Here is a 16,851-nt window from a genome sequence, read left to right as displayed (position 1 = left end):
ATGGGCCAGAAAGTCAATCCGATCGGTCTCCGTCTCGGTATCAACCGGACCTGGGACTCCCGCTGGTTCGCCGGCAAGGGCGAGTACGCCAAGCTGATGCACGAGGACGTCGCCATTCGCGCCGCCCTGATGAAGCAGCTGAAGCAGGCCGCCGTCTCGAAGATTGTAATCGAGCGTCCGCACCGGAAGTGCCGCGTCACCATCCACTCGGGTCGTCCGGGCGTGGTGATCGGCAAGAAGGGCGCGGATATCGAGAAGCTGCGCAAGCTGGTCGGCACGATGACCAAGGCTGACGTGACGATCAACATCGTCGAGGTGCGCAAGCCCGAGATCGACGCTACCCTGGTGGCCGACTCGATTGCTCAGCAGCTCGAGCGCCGCGTTGCCTTCCGTCGCGCCATGAAGCGCGCCGTGCAGTCGGCGATGCGTCTCGGTGCGGAGGGCATCCGGATCAACTGCTCGGGCCGTCTCGGCGGCGCCGAGATCGCTCGCCAGGAATGGTACCGCGAGGGCCGGGTCCCGCTGCACACGCTGCGCGCGGACGTGGATTACGGCACCGCTACGGCGTTCACGACCTACGGCACTTGCGGCATCAAGGTCTGGGTGTTCAAGGGCGAGATCCTTGAGCACGACCCGATGGCCCAGGACAAGAAGGCCCAGGAAGAGGGTGGCCGCTCCGGCGGACGCCGTGAGCGCGATGGCGAGGGCGGCCGCGAGCGCGGACGCCGCGAGCACGCGTAAGGTAGGAAGCCATGCTGCAACCCAAAAAGACTCGCTTCCGTAAGCAGTTCAAGGGCCGCATCCACGGTGCGGCCAAGGGCGGCTTCGAGCTGAACTTCGGTCAGTTCGGCCTGAAGGCTGTCGAGCCCGAGCGTGTTACCGCACGGCAGATCGAGGCGGCCCGCCGCGCGATCACCCGTGAGATGAAGCGCCAGGGCCGCGTCTGGATCCGGGTGTTCCCGGACGTCCCGGTCTCCTCGAAGCCGACCGAAGTCCGCATGGGATCGGGCAAGGGCGCTCCGGATTACTGGGCCGCCCGTGTCCATCCGGGCCGGATCATGTTCGAGGTCGACGGTGTCGCCGAGGACATTGCCAAGGAGGCCCTGCGCCTCGGTGCCGCCAAGCTCCCGATCCGTACGCGGGTCGTCCAACGCATCGCCGACTGAACGGAGGATATCGTGAAGTCGACCCAGAGAGTGTCTGATCTGAAGGCGTTGTCGCCGGATCAGCTGAACGACGAGTTGCTGAACCTCAAGAAGGAGCAGTTCAACCTGCGCTTCCAGGGGGCTACCGGCCAGCTCGAGAACGTCGCCCGCGTCCGTGAGGTCCGCCGCGACATCGCCCGCGTCCGCACCCTGCAGCGTTCGAAGACGCTGCAGGCGTCCAAGAGCTGACAGGGGCTTAGGAGAACACCATGCCGAAGCGCGTCCTGCAGGGCACCGTCGTCAGCGACAAGGGCGAAAAGACCATCGTGGTGAAGGTGGAGCGTCGCTTCACTCACCCGGTGATGAAGAAGACCGTGCGCCGCTCGAAGAACTACCATGCCCACGACGAGGCGAATGTCGCCAAGGTTGGGCAGACGGTGTTCATCGAGGAGTGCCGCCCCTTCTCGAAGACCAAGACCTGGAAGCTGGTCGAGGACCAGGCCTCCGCGGTCGCCGAGGCCGGCGAAGCGGCCTGATCAAGGGAAGCGGCGGCTGCGGGTTTCCGCGTCCGCCTCGACGTAGCGGGAAGTTGGGCGGTCGGGACGTTGCACCGGATGCGGTGCTTTCTTCCCTACCCGGCGTTCAGTACGACAAACGCCCGGACGAAGCTCGACCCTCATAGGGCCGGATTCGCGCCGGGCGTTGTCGTTTCTGGGGCGTGGTCTGGATCGGGCGAGAACGGTCGATCCAGGCCCGGGACGATCAAAGCTTTAGGGGGGCATCGACCTTTCTCGGGTGCAAGGCGGAGCCCTGCGAGGCTCGCGAGACTGGCTCGAACCCCGCTGAACCCTGCCAAAGGGCTCCAGCCCTTTGGCATTCCGCTTGTCTGCCGTTCGTCAGGCCTCGCCCTCGTCGAGGTCGTCCTCGGTCGGCTTGGCATTTTCCAGGATCTTCTCGGCGACGAGGCCGGAATTCTGGCGGATCGAGGCTTCGATCTTGCCGGCGATCTCAGGGTTGTCGCGCAGGAACCCCTTCGAGTTCTCGCGGCCCTGGCCGAGGCGCTGGCTGTTGTACGAGAACCAGGCGCCGGACTTCTCGACGATGCCGGCCTTCACGCCAAGGTCGATCAGCTCGCCGACCTTCGACACGCCCTCGCCGAACATGATGTCGAACTCGACCTGCTTGAACGGCGGCGCGACCTTGTTCTTGACGACCTTGACGCGAACCTGGTTGCCGATCGCCTCGTCGCGGTCCTTGAGGGTCGAGATCCGGCGGATGTCGAGGCGCACCGAGGCGTAGAACTTCAGCGCGTTGCCGCCCGTGGTGGTCTCCGGGCTGCCGTACATCACGCCGATCTTCATCCGGATCTGGTTGATGAAGATCACCATGCAGTTCGAGCGCGAGATCGAACCGGTGAGCTTGCGCAGGGCCTGGCTCATCAGGCGGGCCTGGAGGCCGGGCTGGCTCTCGCCCATCTCGCCCTCGATCTCGGCCCGCGGGGTCAGCGCGGCGACCGAATCGACCACCAGCACGTCGATGGCGCCGGAGCGCACCAACGTGTCGGTGATCTCGAGCGCCTGCTCCCCGGTGTCCGGCTGCGAGATCAGCAGGTCGTCGAGATTGACGCCGAGCTTACGGGCGTAGATCGGGTCGAGGGCATGCTCGGCGTCCACGAAGGCGCAGACGCCGCCCTTCTTCTGGGCCTCGGCGATGGTGTGCAAGGCCAGCGTCGTCTTGCCGGACGATTCGGGGCCGTAGATCTCCACGACCCGGCCGCGGGGCAGGCCTCCGACGCCGAGCGCGATGTCCAGGCCGATCGAACCGGTTGAGACGGTCTCGACCTCCTGCACCTTGTCGTTCTTGCCGAGGCGCATGATCGAGCCCTTGCCGAAGGCACGCTCGATCTGGGACAGGGCGGCGTCGATCGCCTTGGACTTGTCCTTGTCCACCGGGGGCATGTCGACCACTTTCAATGCAGGCTGGGCCATCTGGCGGGCTCCTTATGAAGGGGTTGCGCGCCATTCACAACGCGCGTCAACACGGCGTTTGTGTACCCTTTTTGTTCTCATTCTGCAAGGCCGCCGGACATGGGAACGCCGCCCGGATGGGGCGGCGCTCAGGTTCTCGGTCGGGCTCTTTTTGCCGGAGCGCCGTCAGTCGGCCGCCATGGTCTTCTTCACGGTCTCGACCAGCTGCTTGAGGCTGAACGGCTTGGGCAGGAAGTTGAAGGCTTCGCCCTCGGGCAGGTTCTTGCGGAACGCGTCCTCGGCGTAGCCCGAGACGAAGATCACCTTCAGGTCCGGCTGGCTCTTGCGCACCTCGCGCAGCAGGGTCGGGCCGTCCATCTCGGGCATCACCACGTCCGAGACGACGAGGTCGATGGGCTGGCTGCCCTCGCGCACGATCGCCAGGGCCTCCAGGCCGGAGGCGGCCTCCAGGACGGTGTAGCCCCGAGCCGACAGCGCCCGGCTGTTGACCGCCCGGACGGGATCCTCGTCCTCGACCAGCAGGATCGTGCCCTGCCCGGTATGGTCGGCAGCGGGCTTGCGCGGGGCCGGCTTCTCCGGTGCCTTCTGGGTGCCGGTGCGATCGACGGTGCCGAGCGGCTTGGCCGTCACCGGCATGTCGGCCCGGGGCAGGGCCGGAACCGCGGGGGCGGCCTCCTCGGGCTCCGCGACGGGCACGTGCCGCGGCAGGTAGATCCGGAAGGCGGTCCCCTCTCCGATGGTCGATTGCACGTCGATGGTGCCGCCGGATTGCTTGACGATGCCGAACACCGTCGAGAGCCCGAGGCCGGTGCCCTTGCCGATCTCCTTGGTGGTGAAGAAGGGCTCGAAGATCTTCTCCATCAGCTCGGCCGGAATGCCCTGGCCGGTATCGCGCACCTCGATCAGGACGTGGTCGCCCGCGGGTGCGCCGCCGCGTCCCTCCACGGCCGCAATCGGCCCCGGATCGGTCACGTTTTCGGTGCGGATCATCAGCTTGCCGCCGTCCGGCATCGCGTCGCGGGCGTTGACCGCCAGGTTCACGATCACCTGCTCGAACTGGTTGACGTCGGCCTTCACCGGCCAGACGTCGCGGCCGTGCTTCAGCTCCAGGGCGACGCGCTCGCCGAGCAGCCGCTTGAGCAGCAGGGTCAGCTCCGAGAGCCCCTCCCCGACATTCATCACCTCCGGACGCAGGGTCTGTCGGCGCGAGAACGCCAGGAGCTGGCGGACGAGGCCCGCCGCCCGGTTGGCGTTCTGCTTGATCTGCATGATGTCCTGGAAGGCCGGGTCGGTCGGCCGGTGGCTCGCCAGGAGCAGGTCCGAGTAGCCGATGATCGCCTGGAGGACGTTGTTGAAGTCGTGTGCGATGCCGCCGGCGAGCTGGCCTACGGCGTTCATCTTCTGAGCCTGGGCGACCTGCTGCTCCAGTTGCCGCTGCGCCGTGGTGTCGAGGGCGTACAGGATCACGCGCTCGGCCTCGTCGGCCTTGTGGGTGGCGTCACTGCTGTCGGCCGGGCTGAGCCAGAGCCGGGCCGAGCGGCCCCCCGGGCCGCTGAGCTGGACCTCGATCGGCTCCGGGTCGGACAGGCCGCTGGCGGCCCGGGCGAGGCCGGCCTCCAGGGAGGCGCGGTCGACCACCGAATCGGCCACGTTGGGCTCGGCGCCCTGGGTGCCCTCCCCCTCCGGACCGCCCTCGTCGACCTGGCGCGGCACCGTGCCGAACAGACGCGTGAACGAGGTGTTGGCCCGGGCGATCCGGCCGGAGCGGTCCAGGGTCGCGATGGCGATCGGGGAGTTGTTGAGGAAGCGGGCGAGCCGGACTTCGGCGGCGCGCTGCGGCTCGTCGGTCTCGGCCCCGGCCGAGCGGTTGATCACGAAGGTCCGCGACGAGCCGGGCTTGCCATCCTTGCCGAAGGCGACGCGGTGGTACAGCCGCACCGGCAGGGTGTGGCCGTTGCGGCGGCGCAGGTCGAGGTCGAACCGGTCGGTGCGGACCTCCCCGGGCAGGCCGGCGGTGCGCACCAGCACGTCGGCCTCCGGGGCGATCTCGGTGAGGTGCGGGCCGCCCGGGCCGACGCTCGCCAGGTCGTAGCCGAGCCAAGCTGCGAGCGTCGCGTTCATGTAGACGATCGCGCCGGCCGGATCGATCGACAGGAATCCCGCCGGGGCGTGGTCGAGATAATCGATCGCGTGCTGAAGCTCCTGGAAGACGTTCTCCTGGCGCTCGCGCTCGGCGGTGATGTCCGCCACCGTCCAGAGCGAGGCGGCCCGGCGCGGGCGCGCCAGGGGCCGCACCGACACCCGGTACCAGCCGAAGCCGCGCTCGTTCGCCTGGGGGCCGAGCGGCGGCGACATCCGGATTTCCTCGGTATGGGCCCGGCCGTCCCGCGAAGCCTGCGACAGGCGGTAGACCGCCTCGGAGACCTCCGGCGAGCCGACCAGGATGCGCTCCACGGGCACGAGGTTCGAGAACGCGTCGCCGCCGGCGACCCGCAGGTAGGCCTCGTTGGCGTAGATCAGGCGGCCGCCATCCTCGACCACCAGCGCCCCGTCCGGGGAGGCGTCGACGATGCCCTTGGTGATGTCGTCCCGGGTCGCGGTACCGCTGAGCTGAAGCGCCCCGATCGCCAGCGCGAACAGGAAGAACACGCCGGCCATCGCCAGCAGGGCCAGCAGCCAGACGATCAGCGACTGCGCCTGCTCGTTGGCCACGAAGGACAGGCCGATGGCGGCCCCGACCAGCAGGCCGGCGAGCACGAGCAGCAGCCCGACCCGGCCCGGCTGCTCCGAGCGGTCGATCGAGCCGGTCCCCTGCGGGTTCGCGATCTGCGTGCCCGTCGCGGGCGCCGGAGGTCCAGTGACGTCGGCCATCGGCATCATTCCAGAACAATCACCCGGTTAGGCCCGCCGGCCATAGCAGGGCACGGGCGGTACGGCATCACCCGCGTCGCGCCGTTCGCGTCGCGCCAAGCCTTGCTGCAGCCTTGCAAAAAAAGGTGGAGGAAGCGTGGCTTTTCGGGCCCACGGGATGCGATCGTCGTGCCGACGCCCACATCCTGCCAATCGCTCCTACGCCGCCCGCCGGCGCAGGCGCAGGACGAAGCCGATGACTTCCGCCACCGCGCGGTAGTGTTCGGCCGGGATCTCGCGGTCGATCTCCACCGTGGCGTGCAGCGCCCGGGCGAGCGGCGGGTTCTCGATCACCGCGACGCCATGCTCCGCCGCCACCGTGCGGATGCGCAGGGCCAGGGCATCGACGCCCTTGGCGACACAGATCGGGGCGGCCATGCCGGCCTCGTAGCGCAGGGCCACCGCGTAGTGGGTCGGGTTGGTCACCACCACGGTGGCGGTCGGCACCGCCGTCATCATCCGCTTCCGCGCCCGCGCCATGCGGATCTGCTTCATGCGGCCCTTGATCTCCGGGTTGCCGTCCGACTCCTTCATCTCCTGCTTCATCTCCTCCTTCGACATGCGGTGGCGCTTGCGCCAGCGGAAGCGCGCGTAGAGCGCGTCGCCCAGCGTGATCGCCAAGTGCATGCACAGCATGCCGGCGAGCAGCCGCAGGCTGAGGGAGAGGATCGCGGGCAGGCTGCCGGCCGGATCCAGCCGGGCGAACACCTCCAGCCGGTCGCGGTCGTTCCAGAGCAGCACTGCGCCGACGATGCCGACCGCGCCGATTTTGGCGAGGCCCTTGCCGAACTGGAACAGGGCCTCGACCCCCATCAGCCGCTTGATCCCAGCCATCGGCGAGATCCGGTCGAATTTCGGCGCCAGGGTCTGGGCGGTGAGGACCAGCGGGTGCTGCAGCAGGCCGGCGGCGAGGCCGGCCGCAGCCGCCATCCCGACCGGCACCGCCACCGCCTCCAGCCACAGCCACAGGCCCCGGGTCGCCGCCTGCTTCATGGCGGTGGCGTCGTCCGGCAGGGTGTGGGCGTTGGCGAGGTAGGCCTTGAGGCCCTGGGTCAGGTTCTGGGCGATGGTCGGGGCCGCGATCACCAGGGCCAGCGTGAACGCGCCGAGGATCGCGAAGGTGTTGATTTCCGCGCTTGTTGCGACGTCGCCGCGCTCGATCGCCTGATCGAGCCGCCGCTGGGTCGGCTCCTCGGTCTTGTCTTCCTGCTCCGCGCCCTCGGCCATCGTCCCTGCTCGACCTCAGTGCGCGTGGACGCTCAGCGCCCGACGAATTCGCCGAGATACCGGCCGAGATCGTCCAGAAAGACGCCCATCATGACGCCGAGCGAGCCCATCAGGATCAGCATGCCGACGAGCACCGAGGCCGGGACCGCCAGGAAGAACACCTGCAATTGCGGCATCAGCCGCGACAGCACCCCGAGCCCGAGGTTGAACAGCAGCCCGAAGGCGATGAACGGCCCGGAGATCTGCACCGCCAGGGTGAAGCCCCGGGTGAGCGCCTTCACCGCCAGCATCAGCGCGTCGGAGAAGGCCGGGACCCCGTCCGGAGGCAGCACCACGTAGCTCTGCGCCAGGCCCTCGATGGCGAGGTGGTGCAGGTCGGCGGCGAAGATCAGCGTGACGCCGAGCAGGGACAGGAAGTTGCCGAGCGCCGCCTGCTGGCCGCCGTAGCTCGGGTCCACCGTCATGGCGTAGGCCAGGCCGAGCTGCTGCGAGATGATCAGCCCGGCGGTCTGCAGCGCGGCCAGCACCATCCGGACCGACAGGCCGAGGACCAGGCCGACGATCGTCTCGGCGAACAGGAGCCCGATCAGCCGGGGCCCCGCCAGCCCGTCGGTGCCGCCGAGCAGCGGGCGCACGGTCGGGAACAGCACCAGCGTGGTCAGCAGCGCGAAGGCCAGCCGGATCCGCGGCGACACCATCTGCTCGCCGACCCCGGGCATCAGCATGATCAGCGTGCCGACCCGGGCGAAGGCGATCAGGTAGGCCGAGGCGATGCCGGGCAGGAGCAGGTTCATCGCCGCCCCTATGGCACGTGCGCGCCGCCCCTGTCCCGCCGGAGGGCGCCATCAGCCGCCGGCCGCGATGCGGGCGGCGATGCGGATCATGTAGCCCGCCATGGCGTCGCCGATGAACGGCAGCATCAGCAGGAGCGCGGCGAACACCGCGACGATCTTGGGCACGTAGATCAGGGTCTGCTCCTGGACCTGCGTCAGCGCCTGGAGCAGCGAGACGATCAGCCCGACCGCCAGCGCGACCAGCATCAGGGGGCCGGCCACCTTGAGGAAGACGAAGATGCCGTCGCGGGCGACGTCGAGGATGGCCAGGCCGGTCATGGGGCGTCGTGCTCAAAAAGAAGGCAGCGGAAATCCGGTGGTCCGGGAGGTCTGCTCAAATCTGCATCCGCATGATCTCTTCGTAGGCGGAGATCATGCGGTCGCGCACCGCAACCATGGTCTGCAGGGCGGTCTCGCTCTCGGCTACCGCGGTCACCACGTCGACGACGTTGGCCTTGCCGGACGCCGCCGAGATCGCCTGGCCGTCGGCCCGCCGTCCGGCATCCCCGACGTTGTCCAGGGCGCTGCCCAGCATCTGCATGAAGTTGCCGCCGGCCTCATTGGCCGACTGGATTTTCGGGGCCGGGCGGCCGTTCGCCATGCCCTGGACGGCGGCGTAGGCGCCGGCCGCGAAATTGCTCGTCGCCATCGGCTAGACTTCCTTCGGGATCACGTCAGGCGGGCTCACTTCAGGATCGACAGCGTCTGCGAGAGCATCTTGCGCGTGGACGTCACCATGTTGAGGTTCGCCTCGTAGGAGCGCTGGGCCTCGCGCAGGTCCATGTTCTCGATCAGGGCGTTGACGTTGGGCATCTGCACCTCGCCCCGGGCGTTGGCCGCGGGGTTGCCGGGCTCGTACTTGGTCCGGAACGCGGACGTGTCGCGCCGGACCCGGCCCGCTTCCACCAGCTTGGCCCCGGTCTCCGGGTCCATGTGGCTGGTGAAGGACGGGATCTTGCGGCGGTAGGGTTCGGTCCCGGCCGAGGCCGGCGCGGAATCGGCGTTGGCGATGTTCTCGGCGATGATCCGCATCCGGCCCGACTGCGCCTTGAGGCCGGCGGCGGCCACGGTGAGGGACTTGCTGAATTCCATGGCTCAGGGCCCCTTTTCCGCCGCGCGTTTCGACGCCGCGTCCGATCGATCGGTGTCCGAAACGTTCAGCTCTTGCCGATGGCGATCTTCAGGGTCGTCAGACTGTGCTGGTAGAGCGAGGCGGCGAGCTGGTAGTCGGACTGGTTGTCGCCGGCTTTCATCATCTCGTCCTCGAGGTTGACCGCATTGCCGTTCGGCCGGATCTCGAAGCGCTTGGCGCCCTTGGCGTCGGCCCCGGCCTCGGATTGCCCGGGAGGCGCGAGGTGGGCGGGGCTGGTCAGCGCCAGGCCCGGAGAGGTGTTAACCGCAGTGCCGGTGGCCCGGTCGAAGCGCAGCTCGGCCAGGTCGCGCGGCGTGAAGCCCGGCATGTCGGCGTTGGCGACGTTCTCGGCGATCAGCCCCTGGCGCGCCTGCGCCCACTGCATCCGGGTGCGCAGCATCCCCAGGACGGGCAGGTCGGTCAGGGCCATGGTCGCCTCCGGGTGCGCGATGCCCCGTCGGTTCGAGCGGGCTCGGCAAAATCTGCCGCCTCCATGGTTAACGCACCGTTAAGCGCGCGAAACCGGTCGGGGGATCGACAACCGCCGCGTCGGGCGCTCGCGGACGGGGCCGCGGCGACGTTCCCCGGGATGGCGGCGCCCGGTCCTTCACAACCTCTTGTCTCGATGGCGCTAAACTTAAGAGCCTGTTAACGAAGTCTTAACGTCGTTTGCCTTGGGGGGCGGCCGGCGTGGTATGAGCGAGGCTCGTGCCGGGCGCGGCCCTGCGGCGGCCGAAACGTGCGAGTGCGTAATCTTGCAATGGCTGCAATCCGTGTTCGGTTCTGAGGGCTCTCCCATCGTCCAGTATGTCGTGATCTTCGCCGTCATCTTCACGGCGTTGGCCGCGATCGTGTTCACGGTGCGCCGCCTGACCGGACGCAGCCTGGCGCTGCCCGGACGCACCCCTGCCCGCGGGCGCCAGCCGCGGCTCGGCATCGTCGATGTCTACGAACTCGACCGGGCCCGGCAGCTGATCCTGCTGCGCCGGGACAACGTCGAGCACTTGTTGCTGGTCGGCGGCCCCAACGACGTCGTGGTCGAGCGCAACATCCAGCGCTCGCAGCGCCCCCTGCCCGAGGCGACGCTGCGCGCCGATGGCGGGTCGGAGCCCCTGGCCGAGCCGTTGCCCGATCCGATGGCCCAGGGCGGCCGCCTCGCCGAGCCGCCCCGGGCGCTCGCCGAGATCGCCGGCCGCCGCTCCGAGCCGTTGTTCGATCCCGGTTTCGAGATGCCGGTCGTGGTGCCGCCGCCGGTGCCGCGCTCCGCCGCCGCCCCGGCGGTCACCTTCCCGCTCGATGTCGGCTTGCTGGGCGGTGACGAGCCGGGCCAGGAGGTCTCGGCCCCGGCCGTCCCGCAGCCCCGCGCAGCCGAAGCCTCCGCCCCGTCGCCGCCGCTCCGTGAGACGTTCTCGCCCCGGCGGATCCTGAGCCGCACCGCGCCGCCGCTGGCCGAGCCGCGCGCCAATCCCGCCTCCGAGCGCATGCCGGAGGCCGCCCCTGAGCGCGACGAGCCCGTCCGGTCCGCTCCGACCCCTCCGAGCCTTGCCGCTTCGAGCCTTGCTGCTTCGAGCCTTGCTGCTTCGAACCTTGCCGCTCCAAGTCTGGCCGTCCCGACCGAGCGGCGCTCCGTCGATCCGGCGGTGCTCAACGATATGGCGCGGCAGCTCCAGGCCGCGCTGGCGCGCCCCGCCTCGGCGGTGACGCCCGCACCGTCCGCGCTGGCGCCTGAGCCGGTGGATCCCATGGCCGCTCTGATGGCGGCCGCGCCTCCACCTCCGGCCCCTGCACCCGTTCCGCCCGCACCGCCTGTTTCTCCAGTCCCGCCGGCCGCCCAGCAGCTCCAGCCGCCGACACCCGCGCCCGAGCCGCCGCCGGCCGCGGTTTCGACGCCCGAGCCCCCGGCCCCGAGCCCACCATCCCCCGTGGAGCCGACGCCACCTCCGGCGCCTGTCGCGCCGCCGCCGCGGGCTGCACCCGCCGCGCCGCCACGGCCCGAGCCGAAGGCCGCCGGCAACCCGTTCTCCGTGGAGGAGATCGAGGCCGAGTTCGCGCGCCTGCTGGGCCGGCCCCTCGACAAGCGCAACTGAGATCACGCGTTGACGGACGGTTAACCAGTTTTGGGAAGGGTCGGGCTCCGAGGAGGATCCGATGCTCAACCTGGACGCCCAGACCGCTCAGCGAAACCGCGCCTACCGGGCGTTCAAGCTCGACCGGGCCGGCCGCGTGTTCTCGGCCGAGATCGTGCCGGCCGCCGACGACACGCAGGCCCGCCGCCGCGCCCGGGCCATGGCCACGGACGAGGCGATCGAGCTGTGGGACCGGACCCGGTTCCTCGGCCGTTACGAGCCGGCCGCCCAAGCCCGCATGTGAGGGGCGAACCCCTCTTCCTCAATCGTACGCGCTTTCCCGCATGGCCAGGACGGCGACGAAGCTGAGCACGGCGGCAGCCGCGAGATAGAATCCGACGAAACCGATCCCGCCATAGGCCGCCAGCTCCTGGGCGATGTAGGGCGCCCCCGAGGCGCCCAGGATCCCGGCGAGGTTGTAGGTGACCGAGGCTCCCGTGTAGCGCACCCGGGTCGGGAACAGTTCCGGCAGAACCGCGCCCATGGGGCCGAACACCCAGCCCATCGCCAGCAGGCTGAGGCACAGGAAGCCCAGCACCGGCGGCCAGGTCCCGGCCGAGGCGGCGTTCCCGAGCATCGGACCCATCAGGAAGCCGAGGGCGAACACCGCGGCCATTCCGGAGAGCAGCACCGGCTTACGGCCGAACCGGTCGGCGGCAGCCCCCGAGATCACGGTCCCGAGTGCCATGAAGCAGACCGCGATGCACTCGAACATCAGGAAGGTCGGGCGGCTGTAGCCCAGCGTGCCGGTGCCGTAGCCCAGGGCGAACACCGTCGAGAGATAGAACACGGCGTAGACCGCCACCATGGCGAAGGTCCCGATCAGCACCGCGCCGCCGTGTTGGGTCAGCATCGTGGCGAACGGCACGCGCTCGGGCTTCGCGTCGGTCAGCGCGGCCTTGAAGGCCGGCGTCTCGGTGAGCTTCAGGCGCACGTAGAGGCCGACCCCGACCAGGGCGGCGGAGGCCAGGAACGGCAGGCGCCAGCCCCAGGTCTGGAAACTCTCCGGCGACAGGCCGAAGCTGAGGCAGAGGAAGCCGAGATTGGCCAGGATGAAGCCGACCGGCGCGCCGAGCTGCGGGAAGATGCCGTACCAGGCGCGCTTGCCCGGCGGTGCGTTCTCCACGGCCAGCAGGGCCGCCCCGCCCCATTCGCCGCCGAACCCGATCCCCTGGCCGCAGCGCAGGATGCACAGCGCGGCCGGCGCCCACCAGCCCGCGGTGGCATAGGTCGGCAGGCAGCCGATCAGGACGGTGGACAAGCCCATGATCAGCAGCGAGGCGACCAGCGTCGCCTTGCGGCCGACCCGGTCGCCGAAATGCCCGAACAAAGCCGCCCCGAACGGCCGCGCGATGAACGCGATCGCGAAGGTCGCGAACGCGCTGAGCTGCTGCACCCCGGGCGCCCCCGCCGGGAAGAAGACCGGGCCGATCACCAGGGCGGTCGCGGTCGCGTAGATGTAGAAGTCGAAGAACTCGATCGCGGTGCCGACGAAGCTCGCGGCCAGGATGCGGCCGGGGCTGGCGCTCGGTGCAGCGGCATGCGGGCTCGCGGTCTCGACATTGTGCGGCATGGTCTGACGGAACTCGGGCGGCCGGTGCTGCTTCAGGTTGAGCGCGGCGCTTTCGCACGGGGCGGCTCCGGCGGGAACCCTGAATCCCACCAGCCGGCGGTGTAGCTGTGTGATGCCGCTGCGGCGGCCTTGCGTTCGACCGTCCCCTTCGCCAAGCTGATCGGCCTGTTTTCGAGAGGGATGCCGGCCGCGGCGCCCTCCCCCATCACTTGAGTATCGCGATGAGAGTCACCGTCGAGCGCGCGGCCCTGCTCAGGTCGCTCGGCCACGTGCACCGGGTCGTCGAGCGCCGCAATACGATCCCGATCCTGTCGAACGTGCTGCTGCGTTCGGAGGGATCGAGCCTCCAGCTCCGGGCGACCGACCTCGACATCGAGGTCACCGAGAGCGTGCCGGCCGACGTGGCCGATCCCGGCGCCACCACGGTCCCGGCGCACGTGATCTACGACATCGTGCGCAAGCTGCCCGACGGCGCCCAGGTCTCGCTGGAGACCGGCGGTGAATCCGGCCAGATGACGATCCGCTCGGGCCGGTCGCGGTTCGCGCTCGGCGCCCTGCCGGAGGGCGACTTCCCTGATCTGGCCGCCGGCGAGATGCCACATGGGTTCGAGATCGCGAGCGCCGACCTGAAGCGCCTGATCGACAAGACGCAGTTCGCGATCTCCACCGAGGAGACGCGCTACTACCTCAACGGCATCTACCTGCACACGCTGGAGTCCGAGGCCGGCCCGGTGATGCGCGCGGTCGCCACCGACGGCCACCGCCTCGCCCGGGTCGAGATCCCGGCCCCACAAGGCAGCGTCGGGATGCCGGGGGTGATCGTGCCCCGCAAGGCGGTCGCCGAGATTCAGAAGCTCCTGGACGATGGCGGCGAGACCGTGGCGGTCGACCTGTCTCCCGCCAAGATCCGCCTGCGCTTCGCCGGCGGCCTGACCCTGATCTCGAAGCTGATCGACGGCACCTTCCCGGACTATCAGCGGGTGATCCCGGCCAACAACGACAAGCGGCTGACCGTGGAGCGCGACGCCTTCGCCAAGGCGGTGGACCGGGTCTCGACGATCTCGTCGGAGCGCGGCCGCGCCGTGAAGCTCGGGCTCACCGAGGGGCGCCTGGCGCTCTCGGTCAACAACCCGGATTCGGGCAGCGCCACGGAAGAGCTGGACGTCGATTACGAGGCCGCCGGCCTCGATATCGGGTTCAATGCCCGCTACCTGCTCGACATCACCGCGCAGCTTGAGGGCGACACCGCCCTGTTCAAGCTCGCCGACCCGGGCTCGCCGACCCTGATCCAGGATCGCGAGGGCGCGCCGGCCCTGTACGTGCTGATGCCGATGCGGGTGTAGTCGCAGGCTGTCATGCCGAACGCCGTGATCCTCGATCCAACTCGGGAAGCCTTGCGCGATCGTCTGATCACGGCGGGTCGCTTCGGTTCGCCGCAGGAAGGGATCGCGGCTGGCGTCGCGCTGCGGCTCCAGCACGAGGATCGCCTCGCGACGATGCCTGAGGCCTGGCGGAAGGGCATCGAGAGCGGAGATGATGAGCCGCTCGACGCCAGGCCGGATGCCTTGGGGGCGCGCTATGCCGCCATGGAAAAGGCCGGCCCTTGAAGCCGGTCGTTTTGTCACGACGAGCCCGAACCGATCTGCGCGCAATCGGTGCCGTCATCGTGACTGACAATCAGACGCGCGCCGGCAGCTGCGTCTCGGAGCTGCGCGATTCGACCGAAGTCCGTCGCTCGGTCGTTAGCCGATGACGGACAGGCCCGCGCCGAAGATTGCTCTCACTGTACGGATCCTCATATTCCGATCTTGCCTGATCCTTCATCGCATTCCCGGCGACCGCATTTCGATCGGGCGCGTGCTGCATTCAGAGCGCGATCGCTCCACCTTGCCGCCTTATGAGTGAACTCGACGCCGCTGGATCCACGCGCCTGACCCGGCTGATCGCCCGCGACTTCCGCAACCACGCCGACCTCGAACTCAACCCCGGCGCCCGCTTCGTCGCGCTGGTCGGCGAGAACGGTGCCGGCAAGACCAACCTGCTCGAGGCGATCTCGCTGTTCGTGCCGGGCCGGGGCCTGCGCCGGGCGGAGTTCGCCGCCATGGCGCGCGTCGACGGCCCGGGGGGCTTCGCGGTCTCGCTCACCCTGGATCGCGACGGCGCGGAGCATCGCCTCGGCACCGGTCTCGAGCCGCCGGGGCCGGACGGGCGCACGAGCCGGCTCTGCCGCATCGACGGCGCCCCCGCTGCCTCGCCGGTGGCGTTCAGCGAGTTCGTCCGGGTGGTCTGGCTGACGCCGGATCTCGACGGCCTGTTCCGTGGCGCCGCCGGCGACCGCAGGCGCTTCCTCGACCGCCTCGTACTCGCGGTGGATTCCGGCCACGGTGCCCGGGTCTCCGCCATGGAGCGGGCGTTGCGCTCGCGCAACCGGCTGCTGGAGGACCGGCCCGACGACGGCCGCTGGCTCGACGCCGTGGAGCGGGAGGTGGCCGAGCTCGGGGTGGCGGTCGCGCTTGCCCGCCGCGAGACCGCCGAGCGCCTGGACCGGCTGATCGCCGAGACGCGCGACGATTCCCAGCCCTTTCCCTGGGCGTCGATCCGCCTGGAGGGCGACCTCGACGACCTGGTGGCGGTCTGGCCGGCGATCGAGGCGGAGGATCGCTTCCGGCTCGCCCTGCGCAACGGCCGCAACCGCGACCGCGCCGCCGGCCGCACCCTCACGGGGCCACAGACCACCGATCTCGTGGTCCGCCACGGCCCAAAGGACGTCCCGGCCGGTACCGCCTCCACGGGCGAGCAGAAGGCCCTGCTGATCGGCTTGGTCCTGGCCCATGCCCGCCTGGTGCGCGCGATGAGCGGCATCGCTCCGATGATTCTCCTCGACGAGGTCGCTGCGCATCTCGATCCGCGCCGCCGGGCCGGCCTGTTCGAGGCCCTCGACGCCCTCCCCGGGCAGGTTTGGATGACCGGTGCCGACCCGGCTGCCTTCGCGCAGGCGGGCGACCGGACGGAGGTGCTGCGGATCGGGGGGTGATCGGGATCGCGGCCGACCGCTCCAGTTAGAGCGGAGGGAGCGCGCCGCGCGTCACCGCCGGGCCGCGGCGGCCAGGCTGGCGCGGTCGACGACCTCGATCGCGCCGCGCCGGAGCTCGATCAGGCCGGCCTCGGCCCATTGCGCGAGAATGCGGCTCACCACCTCGCGCACGCTGCCGACGTCGTCGGCGAGCGTCTGGTGGGTGACCATGGCGACGCCCCGGGGATCGGCTTCGGCCAGGATCCGCTGGGCCAGGCGCTGCTTGAGCGGGGCGAACGCGACCGCGTCGATCAGCGTGAACAGGCCGGACATCAGCCGCGTGTAGTCGTCCATGACGAAGCTGCGGAAGGCCGCGCTGTCGTCCATCAGGTGCTGGAACGTGCCCACCGGCAGGGCTGCCAGCTGGGTCCGTTCCTCGGCCACGCTCTCCGCCGGAAAGGTGCCGCCGGACAGGAGGCATTGCGTGGTCAGGGCGCAGGTGCCGCCCGGGCCGACCTTGTAGATCAGCACCTCGCGCCCGGCCTCCGACATTCGGAAGACGCGCGTGCGCCCGTCCAGGCACATCAGGTAGTTGGCGCATTCGCCATCGAGCTCGTACGCGGTGGCGCCCGTCTCCAGCACCGGGAACTGCACGGTGCCCCGGGCGAGTTGTAGGTGCGCGGGGCTGAGGGCGCGCATCAGCGGAAACCGGTCGATCCAGCGCTCGACCATCTGCGCGTCCGTCATGGCTGGCGTCACCCTCCGGCCGCGACGATGGCGGATCGTCCGGCGCGCGTTGCGTTTCTCTCCCACCGTGCCGGACTTGTGTGACCTGGGTCACCGACCGGGTTCGGCGGCCCGGCATAGCATCGCGGCCCAACCAACACGATACGGGGCCGGCTCC

The 16,851-nt window shown here is 69.8% G+C and carries 19 protein-coding genes; 9 read left to right on the top strand and 10 right to left on the bottom strand.

Features of this window, described 5'->3' with window-relative positions:
• Genes rpsC through rpsQ form a run of 4 tightly spaced genes read left to right on the top strand, consistent with a single transcriptional unit; the run spans position 1 to position 1,681 of the window.
• Positions 1-741, top strand: coding sequence for a 30S ribosomal protein S3 (rpsC, locus tag ACYQPG_RS13880; protein ID WP_147853165.1), 741 nt, complete (start codon positions 1-3; stop codon positions 739-741).
• An 11-nt stretch (positions 742-752) separates the two neighbouring features.
• A complete protein-coding gene (gene rplP / locus ACYQPG_RS13875; RefSeq protein WP_007569280.1) occupies positions 753-1,166 on the top strand; it encodes a 50S ribosomal protein L16 in 414 nt (137 codons plus the stop codon).
• A 12-nt stretch (positions 1,167-1,178) separates the two neighbouring features.
• A complete protein-coding gene (gene rpmC, locus ACYQPG_RS13870) occupies positions 1,179-1,394 on the top strand; it encodes a 50S ribosomal protein L29 (protein ID WP_058194328.1) in 216 nt (71 codons plus the stop codon).
• Between the two features lie 20 nt (positions 1,395-1,414).
• Positions 1,415-1,681, top strand: a complete 267-nt coding sequence (gene rpsQ / locus ACYQPG_RS13865; RefSeq protein WP_147907559.1) for a 30S ribosomal protein S17 — start codon at positions 1,415-1,417, stop codon at positions 1,679-1,681.
• Positions 1,682-2,041: 360 nt separating this feature from the next.
• On the opposite strand, the gene recA is transcribed toward rpsQ, so the two are convergent.
• The 8 genes from recA to flgB form a co-directional block, all read right to left on the bottom strand.
• Positions 2,042-3,103 carry a recombinase RecA gene (gene recA, locus ACYQPG_RS13860; protein WP_409565429.1) on the bottom strand — a complete coding sequence of 354 codons (1,062 nt, stop codon included), beginning with the start codon at positions 3,101-3,103 and terminating at the stop codon, positions 2,042-2,044.
• Positions 3,104-3,298: 195 nt separating this feature from the next.
• A complete protein-coding gene (cckA, locus tag ACYQPG_RS13855) occupies positions 3,299-6,004 on the bottom strand; it encodes a cell cycle histidine kinase CckA (RefSeq protein ID WP_461231143.1) in 2,706 nt (901 codons plus the stop codon).
• A gap of 198 nt (positions 6,005-6,202) precedes the next feature.
• Positions 6,203-7,270, bottom strand: coding sequence for a flagellar biosynthesis protein FlhB (flhB, locus tag ACYQPG_RS13850; protein WP_147907562.1), 1,068 nt, complete (start codon positions 7,268-7,270; stop codon positions 6,203-6,205).
• A 32-nt stretch (positions 7,271-7,302) separates the two neighbouring features.
• A complete protein-coding gene (fliR, locus tag ACYQPG_RS13845) occupies positions 7,303-8,064 on the bottom strand; it encodes a flagellar biosynthetic protein FliR (RefSeq protein WP_147907563.1) in 762 nt (253 codons plus the stop codon).
• Between the two features lie 51 nt (positions 8,065-8,115).
• A complete protein-coding gene (fliQ, locus tag ACYQPG_RS13840) occupies positions 8,116-8,382 on the bottom strand; it encodes a flagellar biosynthesis protein FliQ (protein ID WP_147907564.1) in 267 nt (88 codons plus the stop codon).
• A gap of 55 nt (positions 8,383-8,437) precedes the next feature.
• A complete protein-coding gene (gene fliE / locus ACYQPG_RS13835) occupies positions 8,438-8,752 on the bottom strand; it encodes a flagellar hook-basal body complex protein FliE (RefSeq protein ID WP_147907565.1) in 315 nt (104 codons plus the stop codon).
• A gap of 35 nt (positions 8,753-8,787) precedes the next feature.
• Positions 8,788-9,195: a flagellar basal body rod protein FlgC gene (flgC, locus tag ACYQPG_RS13830; RefSeq protein WP_147907566.1), complete on the bottom strand. Its 408-nt coding sequence runs from the start codon at positions 9,193-9,195 to the stop codon at positions 8,788-8,790.
• A 65-nt stretch (positions 9,196-9,260) separates the two neighbouring features.
• Positions 9,261-9,665 (bottom strand): flagellar basal body rod protein FlgB, encoded by a 405-nt coding sequence (gene flgB / locus ACYQPG_RS13825; protein ID WP_419829651.1) that lies wholly within the window; start codon positions 9,663-9,665, stop codon positions 9,261-9,263.
• Between the two features lie 343 nt (positions 9,666-10,008).
• Between flgB and ACYQPG_RS13820 the strand changes: the two genes are divergently transcribed.
• Positions 10,009-11,322 (top strand): hypothetical protein, encoded by a 1,314-nt coding sequence (locus ACYQPG_RS13820; protein WP_419829650.1) that lies wholly within the window; start codon positions 10,009-10,011, stop codon positions 11,320-11,322.
• Between the two features lie 61 nt (positions 11,323-11,383).
• Entirely contained in the window at positions 11,384-11,605 is a 222-nt protein-coding gene (locus tag ACYQPG_RS13815; protein WP_147941550.1) for a hypothetical protein, read from the top strand.
• Positions 11,606-11,623: 18 nt separating this feature from the next.
• Here ACYQPG_RS13815 and ACYQPG_RS13810 read toward each other — a convergent pair whose 3' ends face one another.
• A complete protein-coding gene (locus tag ACYQPG_RS13810) occupies positions 11,624-12,934 on the bottom strand; it encodes an MFS transporter (protein ID WP_147907570.1) in 1,311 nt (436 codons plus the stop codon).
• A 221-nt stretch (positions 12,935-13,155) separates the two neighbouring features.
• Here ACYQPG_RS13810 and dnaN point away from each other — a divergent pair, with 221 nt between their 5' ends.
• From dnaN to recF, 3 genes are all read left to right on the top strand, one after another.
• Positions 13,156-14,277 (top strand): DNA polymerase III subunit beta, encoded by a 1,122-nt coding sequence (gene dnaN, locus ACYQPG_RS13805; RefSeq protein ID WP_147907571.1) that lies wholly within the window; start codon positions 13,156-13,158, stop codon positions 14,275-14,277.
• 12 nt (positions 14,278-14,289) lie between these two features.
• A complete protein-coding gene (locus ACYQPG_RS13800) occupies positions 14,290-14,541 on the top strand; it encodes a type II toxin-antitoxin system ParD family antitoxin (protein WP_461231142.1) in 252 nt (83 codons plus the stop codon).
• Between the two features lie 290 nt (positions 14,542-14,831).
• The gene (recF, locus tag ACYQPG_RS13795) at positions 14,832-15,968 is read left to right on the top strand and encodes a DNA replication/repair protein RecF (RefSeq protein ID WP_147907573.1); all 1,137 of its coding nucleotides are present in this window, start codon (positions 14,832-14,834) and stop codon (positions 15,966-15,968) included.
• 51 nt (positions 15,969-16,019) lie between these two features.
• On the opposite strand, the gene ACYQPG_RS13790 is transcribed toward recF, so the two are convergent.
• Positions 16,020-16,694 (bottom strand): Crp/Fnr family transcriptional regulator, encoded by a 675-nt coding sequence (locus ACYQPG_RS13790; protein ID WP_147907574.1) that lies wholly within the window; start codon positions 16,692-16,694, stop codon positions 16,020-16,022.
• Positions 16,695-16,851: the final 157 nt, after the last annotated feature.

It is taken from the genome of Methylobacterium sp. CM6246 (assembly GCF_054818005.1).
The sequence above is the reverse complement of the archived record's forward strand: the minus strand, read 5'-3'. Positions and strand labels throughout refer to the sequence as shown.

Bases quoted from the DNA above. Each gene is read 5' to 3' on its own strand.
- rpsC (WP_147853165.1), top strand. From the start codon at position 1: ATGGGCCAGAAAGTCAATCCGATCGGTCTCCGTCTCGGTATCAACCGG.
- rplP (WP_007569280.1), top strand. From the start codon at position 753: ATGCTGCAACCCAAAAAGACTCGCTTCCGTAAGCAGTTCAAGGGCCGC.
- rpsQ (WP_147907559.1), top strand. From the start codon at position 1,415: ATGCCGAAGCGCGTCCTGCAGGGCACCGTCGTCAGCGACAAGGGCGAA.
- recA (WP_409565429.1), bottom strand. From the start codon at position 3,103: ATGCCCCCGGTGGACAAGGACAAGTCCAAGGCGATCGACGCCGCCCTG.
- cckA (WP_461231143.1), bottom strand. From the start codon at position 6,004: ATGGCCGACGTCACTGGACCTCCGGCGCCCGCGACGGGCACGCAGATC.
- flhB (WP_147907562.1), bottom strand. From the start codon at position 7,270: ATGGCCGAGGGCGCGGAGCAGGAAGACAAGACCGAGGAGCCGACCCAG.
- fliR (WP_147907563.1), bottom strand. From the start codon at position 8,064: ATGAACCTGCTCCTGCCCGGCATCGCCTCGGCCTACCTGATCGCCTTC.
- fliQ (WP_147907564.1), bottom strand. From the start codon at position 8,382: ATGACCGGCCTGGCCATCCTCGACGTCGCCCGCGACGGCATCTTCGTC.
- fliE (WP_147907565.1), bottom strand. From the start codon at position 8,752: ATGGCGACGAGCAATTTCGCGGCCGGCGCCTACGCCGCCGTCCAGGGC.
- flgC (WP_147907566.1), bottom strand. From the start codon at position 9,195: ATGGAATTCAGCAAGTCCCTCACCGTGGCCGCCGCCGGCCTCAAGGCG.
- flgB (WP_419829651.1), bottom strand. From the start codon at position 9,665: ATGGCCCTGACCGACCTGCCCGTCCTGGGGATGCTGCGCACCCGGATG.
- ACYQPG_RS13815 (WP_147941550.1), top strand. From the start codon at position 11,384: ATGCTCAACCTGGACGCCCAGACCGCTCAGCGAAACCGCGCCTACCGG.
- ACYQPG_RS13810 (WP_147907570.1), bottom strand. From the start codon at position 12,934: ATGCCGCACAATGTCGAGACCGCGAGCCCGCATGCCGCTGCACCGAGC.
- dnaN (WP_147907571.1), top strand. From the start codon at position 13,156: ATGAGAGTCACCGTCGAGCGCGCGGCCCTGCTCAGGTCGCTCGGCCAC.
- ACYQPG_RS13800 (WP_461231142.1), top strand. From the start codon at position 14,290: ATGCCGAACGCCGTGATCCTCGATCCAACTCGGGAAGCCTTGCGCGAT.
- recF (WP_147907573.1), top strand. From the start codon at position 14,832: ATGAGTGAACTCGACGCCGCTGGATCCACGCGCCTGACCCGGCTGATC.
- ACYQPG_RS13790 (WP_147907574.1), bottom strand. From the start codon at position 16,694: ATGACGGACGCGCAGATGGTCGAGCGCTGGATCGACCGGTTTCCGCTG.